At 47.8% G+C, this 15,487-nt stretch carries 11 protein-coding genes; 9 read left to right on the top strand and 2 right to left on the bottom strand.

Features of this window, described 5'->3' with window-relative positions; all coding sequences use genetic code 11:
- Nucleotides 1-35 precede the first annotated feature (35 nt).
- The 3 genes from MKY42_RS26485 to MKY42_RS26475 are packed head-to-tail and all read left to right on the top strand — an operon-like array spanning nt 36 to nt 2,612.
- Nucleotides 36-1,151 carry an endospore germination permease gene (locus tag MKY42_RS26485; RefSeq protein ID WP_339845959.1) on the top strand — a complete coding sequence of 372 codons (1,116 nt, stop codon included), beginning with the start codon at nt 36-38 and terminating at the stop codon, nt 1,149-1,151.
- An 18-nt stretch (nt 1,152-1,169) separates the two neighbouring features.
- On the top strand, nt 1,170-2,345 hold the full coding sequence (locus MKY42_RS26480; RefSeq protein ID WP_090904422.1) for a Ger(x)C family spore germination protein: 1,176 nt from the start codon (nt 1,170-1,172) through the stop codon (nt 2,343-2,345).
- A gap of 48 nt (nt 2,346-2,393) precedes the next feature.
- Nucleotides 2,394-2,612 carry a hypothetical protein gene (locus MKY42_RS26475; RefSeq protein ID WP_090904421.1) on the top strand — a complete coding sequence of 73 codons (219 nt, stop codon included), beginning with the start codon at nt 2,394-2,396 and terminating at the stop codon, nt 2,610-2,612.
- An 80-nt stretch (nt 2,613-2,692) separates the two neighbouring features.
- On the opposite strand, the gene MKY42_RS26470 is transcribed toward MKY42_RS26475, so the two are convergent.
- Complete coding sequence (locus MKY42_RS26470; RefSeq protein WP_339845954.1) at nt 2,693-2,905, bottom strand: hypothetical protein; 213 nt, start codon at nt 2,903-2,905, stop codon at nt 2,693-2,695.
- Nucleotides 2,906-3,093: 188 nt separating this feature from the next.
- Between MKY42_RS26470 and MKY42_RS26465 the strand changes: the two genes are divergently transcribed.
- A complete protein-coding gene (locus MKY42_RS26465; RefSeq protein WP_053783145.1) occupies nt 3,094-3,465 on the top strand; it encodes a hypothetical protein in 372 nt (123 codons plus the stop codon).
- A gap of 631 nt (nt 3,466-4,096) precedes the next feature.
- Here the strand turns inward: MKY42_RS26465 and MKY42_RS26460 are convergent.
- Complete coding sequence (locus tag MKY42_RS26460) at nt 4,097-5,452, bottom strand: dipeptidase (RefSeq protein ID WP_339845947.1); 1,356 nt, start codon at nt 5,450-5,452, stop codon at nt 4,097-4,099.
- Between the two features lie 230 nt (nt 5,453-5,682).
- Here MKY42_RS26460 and MKY42_RS26455 point away from each other — a divergent pair, with 230 nt between their 5' ends.
- From MKY42_RS26455 to MKY42_RS26435, 5 genes are all read left to right on the top strand, one after another.
- A complete protein-coding gene (locus MKY42_RS26455) occupies nt 5,683-8,085 on the top strand; it encodes an AraC family transcriptional regulator (protein WP_339845944.1) in 2,403 nt (800 codons plus the stop codon).
- A 332-nt stretch (nt 8,086-8,417) separates the two neighbouring features.
- Nucleotides 8,418-9,347: a sugar ABC transporter permease gene (locus MKY42_RS26450; protein ID WP_090904573.1), complete on the top strand. Its 930-nt coding sequence runs from the start codon at nt 8,418-8,420 to the stop codon at nt 9,345-9,347.
- Between the two features lie 38 nt (nt 9,348-9,385).
- Nucleotides 9,386-10,273 (top strand): carbohydrate ABC transporter permease, encoded by an 888-nt coding sequence (locus MKY42_RS26445; protein ID WP_024632531.1) that lies wholly within the window; start codon nt 9,386-9,388, stop codon nt 10,271-10,273.
- 18 nt (nt 10,274-10,291) lie between these two features.
- The gene (locus tag MKY42_RS26440; protein WP_090904418.1) at nt 10,292-11,797 is read left to right on the top strand and encodes an extracellular solute-binding protein; all 1,506 of its coding nucleotides are present in this window, start codon (nt 10,292-10,294) and stop codon (nt 11,795-11,797) included.
- Nucleotides 11,798-12,029: 232 nt separating this feature from the next.
- Nucleotides 12,030-15,380 (top strand): glycosyl hydrolase, encoded by a 3,351-nt coding sequence (locus MKY42_RS26435; protein ID WP_339845942.1) that lies wholly within the window; start codon nt 12,030-12,032, stop codon nt 15,378-15,380.
- The last annotated feature ends 107 nt before the right edge of the window (nt 15,381-15,487 follow it).

Below are 15,487 nucleotides of genomic sequence, written 5' to 3'. Positions count from 1 at the left end.
TTTCAATCTCAAGCCATGAAGGAGGCAGGGTCATCATGTTAACCGATCAAGGAAAAATATCCGTGACACAATTGGCTTACATGATTTTCCCGGCTATCCTGGCGACATCGATTTTGTCGGTACCGGGAATCACGATGCATTATGCAGGTCATGATATGTGGATGACTCCGATTCTGGGATCGATCTTTGGGATTGCTGCAATAGGCATATCGTTTGGACTGCATCGGATGTATCCGGGGAAAACGCTTATACAATCCAGCGTACTGATTGCTGGACGAATCCCAGGAAAGGTATTGGGGCTGGTCTATATTTTCTACCTGCCTCATATCACTGGTTTAATTATCCGTGAATACGGCGAGTTCATATCCAATAATGCTCTTCCGCGCACCCCGATGTTTGTCATCATGGGTACTATGGTTATTGTGTGTGCCATTAATGTCAGACTAGGCATCGAAGTTGTCGGACGAACCGCCCAGGTTTTTGTGACGCTGCTGATCGTGCTCCTAGCACTCATTTTTATATTGCTGATTGGAGAGTTACATCCCGTCGAACTGTTTCCGTTTATGGAAAACGGTCTGTTGCCCGTTATCGAGGGAGGCTTGGCTCCAGCTGCATGGTTCAGTGAGTACATCGTGCTGGCCTTTCTGCTGCCATATGCAAATCAGCAAAAGCGGACAGTTCGTGTTATGCTCGGCTCGCTCTTTCTGACAACGATGGCTATGACGGTCACGAATGTATTTTGTCTGTTCCTGATTGGGGATCTGACAGATACCTTTGTATTTCCGGTCATGATTGCTGCAAGGTACATTACGATTGCGGATTTTCTACAACATATTGAATCAATCATTATTGCGATATGGATATTCGGTATCTTTGTCAAAATCTCCGTGTTTCTGTACATCTTCGCGACTTCCACTGCGGAATGGTGCGGTATAAAAGATTATAAACCTCTCGTTGGACCGCTGGCATTCATGTCTTTGATATTTGCTTACTGGGTAGCAACAGGCGGGTCGGGTATATCCGGTTTAATCACAGCTTCAGCCAACCTCTATACCATCAGTATACTGTTAATCTTTCCGGCCCTCACCTATGGGCTAGCATGGCTTAAGAAGGGATGGTTACATGTGCGGAAGAAAAGGACGAATACCTGATCGGATGGAGGCAGGCTGATGCAAATATGGCAGCGTATCTTGATCACTGCACTCTGCTGTGTCCTGTTAAGCGGGTGCTGGGACCGTACCGAGATTAATGATCTGGCCATCGTGTTGGCAACAGGCGTGGATTATAAAGACGATAAAGTTGAACTGACCGCACAAATCTTCATTCCTCGTAAAGCCGGTGGAGGAGAAAGCACAGGTGGAGGCGGCAGTCCGAGCGGTGTCACATTAATTCGCACAGCAGAAGGGCGTACCATTGCAGAATCGCTTAACCGGCTGCAACGTAAAATTGCCCGAAATATGTTCTGGGGACATTGTGAAGCCATTGTGCTTAGTGAAGCTGCGGGCAAACACGGAATCCGTGAATATATTGATTTTTTCCTCCGTTATCCGCAGATTAGGGAACATGCTTATGTATTTTCCACCACAGAAGCTGCGAAAGATATCCTTGCCTTGCTTGATCCACTAGAGAGGAGTTCTGCCGAATCTCTGCGTGAAATGGCCAATATGAAACTGGGTACACGTACAACGGTGCTTGACTTGGCCAAATCCATCGAAGGACCTGGCGCTTCCGCCATCCTGTCGCGCATGTTGATTCTGCCACCGGAAGAAAATCAGGATAAATTGACAACCACGCCTTATATCAAGGGACTAAGTCTCTACAAAAATGATCGTTACATCAGAACCGTTACTGAACCGCTATCGGTTGGTGTACTATTGCTCGCCAAAGAATTGAACAACATCATTATGCCTGTAGATTTTGAGCAGTCCAAGGGTTCTTTTTCGATACGTCCTCTTGACATTCAAACGAAATATAAGCCGAAAATTTCGGGCGGACGCTGGAGCATGGCAGTTGACATTCAGACACGGGGCGAAGTGGTGTTAAACACGACAGATGAGAACCTTACCGACCCTGCGGTGCTGAAAAAACTGGAACAGGCATGGTGCAAGAAACTCTCCAAAATGGCTGAAAATGCTTTGCGCATGTCCCAACAGGAGATGCATACCGATTTGTACAAATTTGCGGTGGAATTTCGCAGATATTACCCGAAACAGTGGAAAGAACAGCAGAAAAACTGGGAAACGATCTATTCCGAACTGGACGTGAAGATAAAGGTGAAGGCTCATGTGGTACGTACTGGCAAGTCCACTGGACCGCAGGGCATTCCTGATGAGGATGAGCATTGAACGGTCAAATTTTCAGGCACGTAAATACGCAATCGGAAGGAGAATTTTATGAAGCTGGCGTCCGTTCTGGGCATACTGATACTCGCTGCAACAATCATCTATGTGGAGTGGAATTACAGTAAGGAGAAGAGAGCCAAGTGGCTCTCAGCAGGATTCACTTCTGTGAGTGCGTTGATTGGCATTGTGCTGCTTTTTGATTCGAACTTGCCAGGACCAAGTGATGTGGTTAAGCTTCTGTTTGGACGTGTGGATCAGATGATGAAATAACATAAGAAGAACCACACTCCGTTGCCGGGTAATGTGGTTCTTCTTTGTTTTGACATGTTGAATAAGATAAACGAACCAATCTATTCCTTGATGACGGAAGTATTAATGGCTTCTTCCATCTCGGCATCATACAAGCGGAAAATCCCTAATCTCCAGAAAGGCGCTCCCTTAAGATCAGAACGTTTGGCCAAGCCAAGCTTATCGTCTACGTAGGATGAGGTTTCACTGTTCAGACTGCGACGCAGGAGCTTTTGTTTAGGGACACCCACACTTAGCAAGTTGAATAGCCTCATGGACCCATGTAGATTATATTCATGCACTGAATTGCGTTATAAACGCATTTAGATTTCCTAGTTATTCCATTTAAAACACAATATTTCAAACTATAAACACTGTATTTATACGTGAAACTCTGTAATGTGATAAAATAGATCTCAAAAAAGCCGGGATCTGCGGATCACGCATTACGGAGGCGTGAAACATGGAACGTAACGCTATGCTCGAATTCGACCCGTTCATCACAGAGCTGGCGGAGAAGCTGCACGTACACGGATATTATGCCTTTTATGGCGAGCACTACAATGAGACCGATATGGAGCAGTACCGCAGACACCTATTCACCTCATTCAGCAATATCGTATGGGTGGAGCTGGATGCACGCAAAAAGTATATGATTGTGGATCACCGTGGACGCAACACGGTTATGAAATTAATCGACGGTATGCTGAACACCCGTAGAACGCTTCGGGCCAATCTGGCGATGGCAGGTACGGACACCTCCGAAGTCCAGCAGGAAATTACGCACATGATGCAGCTTGTGCATATGTTAAATTTCACAACCTTCCGTTCATAAGTGGAGATACAAGAGTAGAATCTGGTGGATGTCTCCGGAAGTTGGTTTGCTTCAACTGGACACAACGCTAATGAATCTGTCGCACCTTATTGTGAGGATTAGTCTGGATCGGAATGGCTAACGAACGTCAGCCACGTTAATTCAGTAAAAACCTGATGAATGACATGCAAAACAAGGGAATAAAGCGTCTACGATTCGTTAATTCGCCGAAACTGCGGATTTACGTCGAATAGCACGTGCTAGGTTCGTTAAAAGGTAAATAACGAGCCGTTGCGAATGTATCCAGATCTACCAATCACAAAAGGGGTGTGCCGTCCATATTTATGGCGGCACACCCCTATTTATATAACTACCCACTACCCATCATTTGTAAAGTAAGCTCAGTCTTAAAATAAGTTCATGGAAAGCTGCAAAGTAGTGAAGGAGACGAAATCGATTCTGTAGAAGCGGAGCGTTTGCCTAAAAGCTTTCTGCAAGAAAGCTACTTCGGAAGCATATGCTATCGTCGGATTTTACCCTTTGAGAAGGGGAATCCAAAAAATCCGACGATAACAGCGATCGAAAGAACGATTCGTATCCGTAACGGCCACTTGCACGCTTTCCAATACTTATTTTTCACATGAACTATACTTTACAAACTTTTTAAAAACTGAACAATCGTCAACAACCCTTTATCAAAGTTCTCCAGGTTGAAATGCTCATTCGGTGCATGCAGATTCTCGTCTGGCAAACCGAAGCCCATCATAACAGCCGGGATACCAAGCACGCGTGAAAGTTTCTCCACGATCGGAATGGACCCGCCGTCTTTCGTAAACAGGGCACGAACACCGTACACTTGCTCATAAGCATCGGCTGCCTTTTGCAGGAATGGATTGGAAGGATCTGTATTGAAAGCAAAGGCTTTCTCAATCTGTTTTATATCCAGCGTTGCGCCTGGTTGGACGTGAGCGCGCAGATGTGCTTCGATACGGTCCAGCACATGCTGTGGATCTTGATCCGCAACAAGGCGGCAGGTAATTTTGGCATGAGCTTCCTTCGGAATAACGGTTTTGGTGCCTTCACCTTGGAATCCGCCCCATACGCCATTCAGTTCCAGGGTCGGACGTGCGCCAACACGTTCCACGAACGAGTAACCTTCTTCCCCATACAATTGCTCCAGTCCAAGGTCTTGACGAAGCTGTTCTTCATTGAAGCCTTGCTTCACGAACTCTTCTCTCATCTCAGGAGAGAGCGGCAAAACGCCATCATAGAAACCATCTACGCTCACGCGGCCTTGCTCATCATGCAGCGAAGCGAGCAGGGACACCAATGCGTGCAGGGCGTTCGGTACACCGCCTCCAAATGAACCGGAATGCAGGTCCGTGTTGGCTGTGTTCAGATCCACTTCGAGCGAGCAAAGACCACGCAGACCCGTGGAAATGGCCGGTTTTCCTTTTTCGAGCAAGGACGTATCCGAGATCAGTACCATGTCTGCACGCAGCTTGTCTGTATTGTCGTTCAGGTAGATCGGCAGGTTCGGGCTGGAGATTTCCTCTTCGCCTTCGATGCAGAATTTCACATTAACGGGAAGTTCCTTGTTTTCGGCAAGCAGAGCTTCAACCGCCTTGATATGTATGAAGATTTGTCCTTTGTCATCCGTAGCACCGCGTGCAAACAGCTTGCCGTCCCGAACGGTAGGTTCGAATGGAGGTGTTTCCCACAGGTTAAGCGGATCGACAGGCTGTACATCATAGTGTCCATAGATCAGTGCGGTTGGTTTGCCGGGTGCATGCAGGTGATCTGCATATACAATCGGATGTCCCGCTGTTGGAATAACCTCTACATTTTCCATACCTGCACGAGTGAGTGCATCTGCAGCCCATTGTGCCGCACGGTTAATATCCTGTTTATGTGCCGAAATGGCTGAAATACTTGGAATGGACAACCATTCGTTTAATTCTGCCAGATGTTTCTCTCTATTTTCTTGAAAATAAGTTTGTTCCTTCATTAAAAGGCCTCCTTCATGTTTTGCTTTATCCTATTGTAATCCATTTCGATGCGTTAATAAAACATTGGTTAAAAAATGCTCTGCTGCATACCGTTTCATTCCCCTGGAAATTATGCGTATAATACAAGAAACCGATTTCATCCATATATTCTCATGTAAACCATTCAGCAGGGGAGTTGAGGGAGTTCCCATGACAGTCAGACCATACGCAAGCAGGCAGGTGAGCGCAGATGGAACCAGTTAGGAAGGGAAGGTCCTCCGGCATACTCACGCGTTGGCCAGGGTTAACCACAGGACGACATAAAGGGCGTTTTTATCGAAATAGTCTGATGCTTATTCTGCTCATTGCCAGCATTCCCGGACTGATTACAGGCATCGTGATGTACCAGTTGGTCGTTGGCCGGATGGAAAATGAATTTAATCAGATGCACCAAAGCCAGATTGAGAACCGGGCGCGCAACGTGGACGACCAACTCGCTTATCTGGAGATGACCTTGTCCCATTGGGCTTTTGAACCCAGGTTTGGCAATGCGCTGCGAACGCTGGATTTTGTGTATTATTTCAACGAAACACAGGAGATCGTCACCACACTGTACGTGCTGCAAGGCTCTCATCCGCTCATCAAATCCGCGCAGCTATATTTACAGGAACCGAAACCGATTTTGTTTAACCGGGATTATAACGCGTTGAAGGATAAAGCCAAAATACAGGCCTATGATCGCTATCTGACGATGGGCAACCATGTGTATTGGACAGACTGGATTGCGAGCCAGAGTAGTGATAAGGCATCTCAAGCAAATGGTAGTATCCTGCATACCGATCCGGGTAATGCACTGGTTCTTGTACATAAGATTCCGGGTGAAAGCATTAATCCATTTGGTGCCCTAATTATTATACTGGATAATGACAAAGTCGCCAGCTTGTTGAAAACGCTTACTCCATATGATGAAGGGGTAACCTTTCTCATGGACCAGCAGGGCAATACACTGGTTACCGGTAATCCGGCAGCAGGGAAGGCCGACCTTGCTTTTGAGCAGCAGCTCAAAGAAGAAATTGCCCTGAATTCAGACGCGCATTCCTTTCTTTTCAAATATGAGGACGAAACTTATTCGGTGTCCTATGGATCATTGAGTCGGATTGATTCGGACTGGACATATGTCTCCGCAGCTCCGCTGACATCGGTGACCTCGCCCGTGAAGCTCGTATCCAAAATTATTGTCATTGCGAGTGCAGGCAGTCTTATCCTGGGGTTGGTATTATCCTGGTTTGCTTCACGCAGAATATATTCCCCCGTAGCAAGGATGTTACATCTATTGACGCCGGGCAGAAATGAAGCAACAACAGATACCAGGCTGGATGAATTCCAGCTGCTGGAACAGCAATGGAACGAATTGACTTCGCAGAGTCTGACCGCCCGTCGGCAGTTGCAGGAGCAGCTTCCCCATTTGCGGGACAGCTTTGTATTACAACTGGTGCAGGGGCATCTGTATGCCTATAACGAGCAGGATCTCCAGCAGCGGATGAGGAATCTTGGCTTTGAGGTGGAAGGCCAGCAGTTTTTGCTTCTTCAGATGTATTTTACGGGCTATGCCCAGTTACAGGGTCGATTTGGGAGCCAGGATACGGGGCTGGTTACCTTTGCGGCAGTGAATATCATTGAAGAAGTGGCCAAAAATGTTTTCAGTCAATTTAGTGTGATGAACTTTCACGACCTGTCTTCAGCCATGCTTGTGATTGCTCCCAATGACGAGCCAGTGAAATCACAAGCGTTATTATGGGGACAAGAGCTGGTGGAGGTCATAGGTCAGACTTTGAAAATGAACGTGACGGTAATCGTAAGCCGCCCGGCTGCTTCTCCTCAGGAATTACCGGGATTATTCATGGAGATGGAGCAGGCGGTTGCTTATCGCAGCGTGGAAGACGGGAGCCAGATCCTCGATCTGGAGGATGAGCAATGTTTCCGCAGAACCGAAGAAGCCTCGTATCCGCTGGGGCTGGAACGTGAGATTCTTCAGGCAATCAGGCTTGGGAAGAAGGAAGAGTCTGAGCGTGTACTGGAGCAATTTATGACCGAGATCACCCGAGCGGGCAGTTCCGAATTCCAGGTGCAGCAGATGATGCTTCAATTACTGGGAAGTATTCAGCATATGATGCTGCAGACCGGAGTAACGCCTTACAAGCTGTTTGGTGGCTGCAACATGTATGAGCGCTTGTCCACGATTCGCGAACCTGCACAAATGATGAAATGGATGATGGGAGAAGTATTGCTGCCATATGTGCAGGAGATTGAGATGCGATCCCAGGAGCCTCTGAAGCAGGTAGTGGAACGTACGATGTTGTTTATTGATGAGAATTATAGAAACGAACTTTCCCTGGAAGGCTGTGCAGATGCGGAGCAGATGACCCCTTATACATTAAGCAAGGCGTTCAAGCAGGTATCCGGTATGAATTTCATTGATTATTTAACACGGGTACGAATGGATGCGGCGAAGCAAATGCTGCGTGAGACCACGATGAAAATCAATGATATCGCAGGCGCTGTTGGATACCAGCACAGTTACTTTAATCGGATTTTTAAGAAACAGGAAGGTTTAACGCCGAGCCAGTATCGGGATCAATGGCAGGGTAAATAAACCTGTTTATCAGAGTTCATCACGGACCGGAATCCCGCTTCAGGGGACTCCGGTTTTTCATGTTTCACCTTGGGAACAAAGAAGGATAATCCTGCAAAAATGTGCAATAACCTCTACCTCAATATGTCCAAATTGAATTAGAAATGGCGTTATAGCGGGCTTTCGGGCCGCTTTGCACAACCATGCAAAAAATGAAGGTTGCCGGAAACAGGGCAGCTGTATAGTCTGAATAACAGATCGATTGATAACGCTTACATAAATAGGGAGGGGAGACATTTATGAACGGGAAGACGGACTGGAATGGAAATGGCGCTACAGCAGCTCAAGTGGAAATGGCCGCATTGCCCATGAAGCGGGAGTCCAACTGGAAGAGGCAGATCAAACGAAATAGATGGCTGTATGTGCTTGTGCTTCCCGGATTTTTGTACTTTGTCATTTTTAAATATTTGCCCATGTGGGGGATCGTTATTGCCTTCCAGGATTATCAGCCTTTTCTGGGCATTCGCGACAGTCAATGGGTGGGCATGGAGAACTTTACGAATTTCTTCTCCAATCCGGACTTCTTCCGTTTGCTAAGGAATACGCTCGTCCTTGCCCTATATGATCTTATATTCTTTTTCCCGGCACCGATTATCATCGCTTTGTTACTCAATGAAATCCGGGTCGCATTCTTCAAAAGAACGATTCAGACACTGGTTTATGTACCTCACTTTGTATCCATGGTCATTATCGCAAGTATCACTTATGTATTTCTGACTCCGCAAGGCGGGGTATTATATGACCTGATCTCCTGGATCACAGGCAAACCGATCGATGTATTGGCTAGTCCGGGGTCATTCCGTCCGCTCATTATTGTTCAGATGATGTGGAAAGAGATGGGCTGGGGAACGATTATCTTCCTCGCAGCACTTGCAGGTGTGGATACAGAGCAGTATGAAGCTTCAATTGTGGATGGTGCAGGTCGATTACGGCGCATGTGGCACATCACGCTTCCAGCGATCCGCACGACCATTGTTATCTTGCTCATTCTCAGGCTGGGGAACTTCCTGGATACCGGCTTTGAACAAATCTATCTGATGACCAACTCGCTGAATCGTGATGTGGCAGATGTATTTGATACGTATGTATACACCGTTGGGATTACGCAAGGGGCATTCAGTTACAGTACCGCGGTCGGGTTATTCAAGTCTGTGGTCGGCATTATTCTGGTGCTGGGCAGCAACAAACTGGCCAAGAAATTCGGGCATCCCGGAATCTATTAAACGTGTGTTGAGATCCATTCATAAGGAGGAAATCGCCCATGAACAGCCGTCTATACAACAGCCCTGCCGGCAGAGTGTTTGATATTTTCAATTACGTCATGCTGGGGATTCTGGGCATATTAACCGTCCTTCCTTTCCTGTATATTATAGGAAATTCATTCGCGACTGAAGCCGAGATAACCGAACGCAGTTTTTTCCTTATTCCGAAGGTGTTTTCATTCAGTGCGTATGAGTATATTTTTTCCTCGTCCACCATCTTCCGCAGTATAGGGGTTTCAATATTTGTTACAGTTGCAGGTACATTGGTCAATCTCTTCTTCACGCTGACGATGGCTTACCCGCTGTCCCGAAGTGACTTCTGGGGCCGGAATGTCATGATGAACATGGTAATTTTCTCTATGCTATTCGGCGGCGGGATGATCCCGACCTATCTCGTCATTCGTGGACTTGGACTTCTGGATTCCTATTGGGCCCTCATGCTTCCTGGCGCGATTAGCGCTTTTAACTTAATTGTTGTCAAAAACTTTTTTCAACAAATGCCGCCAGGGCTGGAGGAAGCGGCCCGCATCGACGGCTGTTCGGATCTTGGGGTACTGTGGCGAATTGTTCTGCCATTATCCAAACCGGTGATTGCCACATTTGCGTTATTCTATGCCGTAGGGCATTGGAATAACTTTTTTTCGGCACTCCTGTACATTTCCGACAGTGACAAATGGCCATTGCAAGTCATGTTGAGACAGATCGTTCTGCTCTCGCAGGCCAGTGTCGGAGATATGGCGAACATGGACCCCAATTTTGTACAGCCACCAGAGCAGTCCATTAAAATGGCGGTTATTGTGGTCGGTACCATTCCGATTTTGCTGGTGTATCCGTTTTTGCAGAAGCATTTTGCCAAAGGTGTCATGTTAGGTTCAATCAAAGGCTAAAGCCAAGGGGGAGAACGTATGGGACAAAAGACGGGATTCAAAAAAGGCGTATTGCTACTCTCTGCATCATTGGTATTGAGTACGATTCTGGGAGCTTGCTCCACGGACAAAGCAGGTTCAGGAACAGCTGCGGGTGGCACGAATCAGATCACGATCATGCTTCCGAACTTTGAAGCGGAGAATCCGCCGGATAACAGTCCTGTGATTCAGAAGCTTGAGGAATTGACCAAGATGGATGTGAATCTGCAATGGGTACCGAGCAGCTCTTATGAGGACAAATTCAATATTACGCTGGCTTCGGGCAAGCTGCCCGATGTTATGGTTGTGCTGGGCAAGTCCCCAAGTTTCATTAATGCGGCTCGTACCGGGGCTTTCTGGGAGCTTGGACCTTATTTGAAAGACTATCCGAACCTGAGCCAGATGAATGAAATTATTACCAACAATGCTTCCATCGATGGCAAAACCTATGGCATCTACCGCGCACGTGCTCTGGGACGTAACGGTGTCACGATCCGCAAGGATTGGCTGGAGAAGCTCGGTCTGGAAGAGCCAAAGACCATTGACGAGTTCTACAACGTATTGAAAGCGTTCACGAAGGATGACCCGGACGGCAACGGCAAAGACGACACCTACGGTCTGGTGGCAAGCAAGTTCACGGGTCCTTGGGATAACATGCAGATATGGTTTGGTGCACCCAACAAGTGGGGCGAGGATGGTAACGGAGGTTTGATACCGGCGCATGAGACACCAGAGTATATGGAAGCTCTGAAATTTTTCCGCCAAATCTATAGCGAAGGTTTGGTCAACAAGGACTTTGCCGTGATGGATGCGACGAAACTGCCTGATCCTTTTGTGAACGGGCAAGCAGGCGTGATGGTGGATGTGGCGGATAACGCACAGCGTATGGATCAGAAAATATTGGAGAAAGATCCGTCAGCAACCGGTCACGTGGATGTGCTTCAAGCGATGGAAGGTCCAAAGGGATTGCGCGATATGCCAACATCCGGCTATTCCGGCATGATCGCCATTTCCAAAAGCAGTGTCAAAACGGAAGAAGATCTGAAAAAGGTGTTGAGTTTCCTGGATCAACTAAATGAACCTGAATTGCAGGCGCTGCTGGGGAACGGACTGGAAGGCAAGCAGTATGAGAAAAAAGAGGGTTACATCATTCCGACCACGGACAAACTGGCGCTACGAGATGTACAGGGTTTGAACCAGATCCTCATGTTTATTCCAGAGGATAAAACACTTCGTGTGCAGCAGACCCCTGTTCGTGAAAAGGTTGCACAGGTGCAGAAAGCCAATGAGGAGATCGTCATTGCCAATCCTGGCGAACCGCTGATTTCCGATGTGTATGCGCAGAAAGGACCACAGCTGGATAACATCATTAATGATGCCCGTATCAAATTCATCGTGGGGCAGATAGATGAAAAAGGCTTCCAGGATGCTGTTGCATTGTGGAAAAGCAGTGGCGGCGATGACTATGTCAAAGAAGTGAATGAGCTGTACGCTGCACTGAAGTAGTTTGATGTTCCAGAGCCCGGCAGCCTTGCTTGTAGTGCAAAGGAGCAGCCGGGCATTTCCGTATATGCATAGTTCAGGACAATTAAAACCATCTTCATCTCTGTTTTTGTGATTTATAGCTTCCAGTCTTTGGATTTTGATGTATAATCAATGCGAAACAAACCTATTTGAACTTAAATGAACGTTTTCGGTAGATGGACGACCACTCTTGCACATACAGGGAGGAAGCGACATGTGGAACGGGGATGCATTTGAAAATCCCGAGGCGCAGTACCGGGTTCATCCCTTTTGGTTTTGGAATGGGGATATGGAAGAAGAGCAAATCAAACGGCAAATAGCCGAAATGTCCGCACAGGGCGTAGGTGGTTTTTTCATCTGTCCACGTCAGGGGCTGGAGATTCCCTATCTGTCCGAAGCATGGTTTGACAAAGTACGGATTGCAGTGGAAGCGGCGGCCGCCTGCGGCATGCAGGTATGGTTATATGACGAGTATCCCTACCCAAGCGGGATGGCTGGCGGTGAGGTGACACTTGATTTTCCTGAGGCGAAGCAGCGCCAGCTTGTACATCAGCATATTTGTGTTCATGGCGGAGAAACAGTGGATCATGAGTTGCCGTGGGGTCGAATTTTAGTGGCGAAGGCAATACCCAAGGATGCGCAGGGCCAAAGATTGTGGCATGAATCCATTGATTTGCGCAGTAACATCGGCAATATCCAGACTGATCAGGTGTATCAGGAGACAGGACTCACGTCGTATAATCGCAAGCGGTTTTTTACATACCGAACGGCTTTTCGCCTGTTGTGGAAAGCTCCCGCTGGGGAATGGGACGTGATTATATTTCAGGAAGAAGAGATGCATGATTTCAAATATTACGGCAACTTTGTAGACCCGTGTCACAAAGAAGCGATGAGCCGTTTTATTGAACTGACCCACGAACGGTATAAGGAAGCCGTTGGAGAACAGTTTGAAAGCGTAATTAAAGGTATGTTCTCCGATGAAATTGCGCCGCTTGGGCGTATCCCCTGGTCTCCACAGCTTCCTCACTATTTCAGTGAACGCTGCGGTTACAGTCTGATCGAGTCGCTACCCGGTCTGCTGCATGGCGATGTCCCAGATGCAGAACGAATTCGGTATGACTTCTACCAGTCGTTACATCTGCTGCTCAGGGAGTCGTATCACAAACAGGTACATGACTGGTGCGAAAAAGCAGGGATTCAGTATGCGGCAGAAGTGCCCGGGGTAAGGATGACCACGCAGTTGTTTAGCCATATGCCAGGTGGAGATTCCGCGCACGAGAAAATCGGACGCCCCTTATCCTGGATTCTGGAACGGTATGGCAAAAAAATGCGCGACAATCCGAAGATGGTCAGCTCACTTGCCAGACAGTTGGGACGAAGCCGTAATCTGATTGAGTGTTTCCACAGTGTAGGCTGGTCGATGACCTTACAGGATGCCAAATGGATGATTGACCGGATGGCAGCCATGGGTACCAACTTTTTTAATTTTCACGCCTTCTTCTATACCATCGACGGACTTGCCAAGCATGATGCACCGCCATCCCAGTTTATACAGAACCCGTATTGGCGTCATTTCCGGCAGTTGGGAGATTACGCGGGGCGTTTAAGCTATCTGATGAGCACCGGGACAGCGGACATTCGAATTGCCGTGCTTGATCCAACGACCACGTTCTGGAGCCTGATGGGAAATCCGTTACACGGGTTCGAATATGGCGGAGAAGACGAAGCAGAACGGACGCAGCTGGATCGTCTCACGAACGATTGGATGCGGATCACCTCGCATCTGCTCGAAAACAGACGTGACTATGATCATCTGGACCCCGAGCTGTTAGCGGAAGCTGTGCTGGCAGAGGGCACGATTCAGATTGGCGCTGCACGTTATGAAGTGCTGATTCTTCCACCGATGCTGAACCTGGAGGCAGCAGCCTGGCAGCAGGTGAAGCAGTTCGTGGAACAGGGAGGAACGGTTATATCTGTAGGCATGCCGCCGTATGTAGCCATCCAGCCAGGAAGCCCTGTAGGAAATGAGGCCGCCCAATTCTTTGGTGCAGGTAACCAGCCGCATGAGGCATATTGGGGCAATGCGGACGAAACAGGTCATGACAGCAGCGAATTGATGTGGCAGCAGGGACAGGGAAATGCCTATTTTCTACCTGCGGGAACAGGTCGCGGGGATGACTTCTCCTTGGAACTGATCTCCCTGCTGCTGGATCAGGTACTGCCCGAACCGATCTGTTGGATCATGGAAGAAGAAAGTGCGTCGCTGCTTATGCAGACCCGTCAATTATCGGACGGAGAGTTTATGATCTTTTTGTCCAACCAGGAAGGACAACAACTTGAAGGGCAATTGAAAATGGTAGCCAAGCGCTTATGGACGGATGTGGATCTTTCAGCGGGTACAACTCTGCTGGCGGAACGGCTCAATCTGGAGAACGGACAGCGTGAACCATTGCCGTTTACCAGCAGTGGTGGTGAATGGTGCATTTCGTTAAAGCTTGCTCCCTATGAAGCACATGCGGTAAGGCTTACTTTACAACATGCCCAAGAGGCATTAGAGGAGAATTCTTTTGCTCTGAATCAAACAGGGACGAAGTCTGGCGCGGGTCGTTTAGTTACTGAGACTGAGAACGAACCCTATACCATTCAGCTTCCTTCGGAAGGGCCATGGCGACTGGAAAGCGTACAGTCCAACACACTTCGCATGGGGCAGTTCAACGTAACAGCTTCCAATGACAACGGTGTAATTTTTGAACGTAATCATGTTGCAGTCAAACCGTTTATTGACCAGGCGGCGGAATTATCGGAGAACCATCATCTGCCGCTCCAGTTTAATCAGGTATTTGGCACACCGAAGAAAGCATCCGTTGCCTACCCAATCCAGTGCAAGTATACGACTACATTTGAGCTGAGAACGGCATTGGCAGAATGTCTGTTATTCATGGACAGGGCGGCGATATCAGGTGACTGGATCATGGAAATCAACGGAGAACCGATTGGACCCGATCAATTTGAGCCAATTGAAATTACCGATCACCATAATATTGGCTGCAATATAACTGCGTTGTTGCGCAACGGCCTGAATGAAATGACCGTTACCATACAGGTTACGAGGGATGAAGAAGGTATCGTTGATCCGCTGTATCTGCAAGGGAGGTTTGGCGTGGAATTCCATCATGAAGGCATGGTCTCTCTCGTTCGTGAGCCGGATACGGCGACTCGAATTGGACCTGAGCCACAGCCGTTTTATCCCCATTTTGCAGGAGAGATGAGTTACAAACGCAGCTTCTGGGTGAATCAGCCTACTGAAGAAGTCGCCTCCTTTGAACTGGAATTCAGCGACTGGCAGGTGCAGGATGTGGTAGAAGTACGGGTGAATGGTCACAGTCTGGGCGTTCGATGCTGGTCTCCATATCGCTGGAGGGGAGAAGTCTCCTGGCTGCGAGCAGGGGATAACGATATTGAAGTACGCGTTACCAATACATTAATCGGACTGCTGGAAGGTACGTATTTTGACTCGGGTAGCCACCGTTTGCTGGAAGCTGGTCATGTATCAGCTGAAGAATAAACCTCACAAGATAAACGGATTTATTCCTTAAGGAGTTAGAAGGATCGTTGATCTGCTGTTCTACAGCAAGGATAATGAAAAGCCGGAAAAAAGCAATTGAACGTACA

The organism is Paenibacillus sp. FSL W7-1088 (assembly GCF_037969855.1).
Taxonomy (GTDB): domain Bacteria; phylum Bacillota; class Bacilli; order Paenibacillales; family Paenibacillaceae; genus Paenibacillus.
This window is presented reverse-complemented; position numbering and strand designations above follow the sequence as displayed.

Excerpts from the sequence above, each read along its gene's own strand:
- MKY42_RS26485 (WP_339845959.1), top strand. The coding sequence starts at position 36 with ATGTTAACCGATCAAGGAAAAATATCCGTGACACAATTGGCTTACATG.
- MKY42_RS26480 (WP_090904422.1), top strand. The coding sequence starts at position 1,170 with ATGCAAATATGGCAGCGTATCTTGATCACTGCACTCTGCTGTGTCCTG.
- MKY42_RS26475 (WP_090904421.1), top strand. The coding sequence starts at position 2,394 with ATGAAGCTGGCGTCCGTTCTGGGCATACTGATACTCGCTGCAACAATC.
- MKY42_RS26470 (WP_339845954.1), bottom strand. The coding sequence starts at position 2,905 with ATGAGGCTATTCAACTTGCTAAGTGTGGGTGTCCCTAAACAAAAGCTC.
- MKY42_RS26465 (WP_053783145.1), top strand. The coding sequence starts at position 3,094 with ATGGAACGTAACGCTATGCTCGAATTCGACCCGTTCATCACAGAGCTG.
- MKY42_RS26460 (WP_339845947.1), bottom strand. The coding sequence starts at position 5,452 with ATGAAGGAACAAACTTATTTTCAAGAAAATAGAGAGAAACATCTGGCA.
- MKY42_RS26455 (WP_339845944.1), top strand. The coding sequence starts at position 5,683 with ATGGAACCAGTTAGGAAGGGAAGGTCCTCCGGCATACTCACGCGTTGG.
- MKY42_RS26450 (WP_090904573.1), top strand. The coding sequence starts at position 8,418 with ATGGCCGCATTGCCCATGAAGCGGGAGTCCAACTGGAAGAGGCAGATC.
- MKY42_RS26445 (WP_024632531.1), top strand. The coding sequence starts at position 9,386 with ATGAACAGCCGTCTATACAACAGCCCTGCCGGCAGAGTGTTTGATATT.
- MKY42_RS26440 (WP_090904418.1), top strand. The coding sequence starts at position 10,292 with ATGGGACAAAAGACGGGATTCAAAAAAGGCGTATTGCTACTCTCTGCA.
- MKY42_RS26435 (WP_339845942.1), top strand. The coding sequence starts at position 12,030 with ATGTGGAACGGGGATGCATTTGAAAATCCCGAGGCGCAGTACCGGGTT.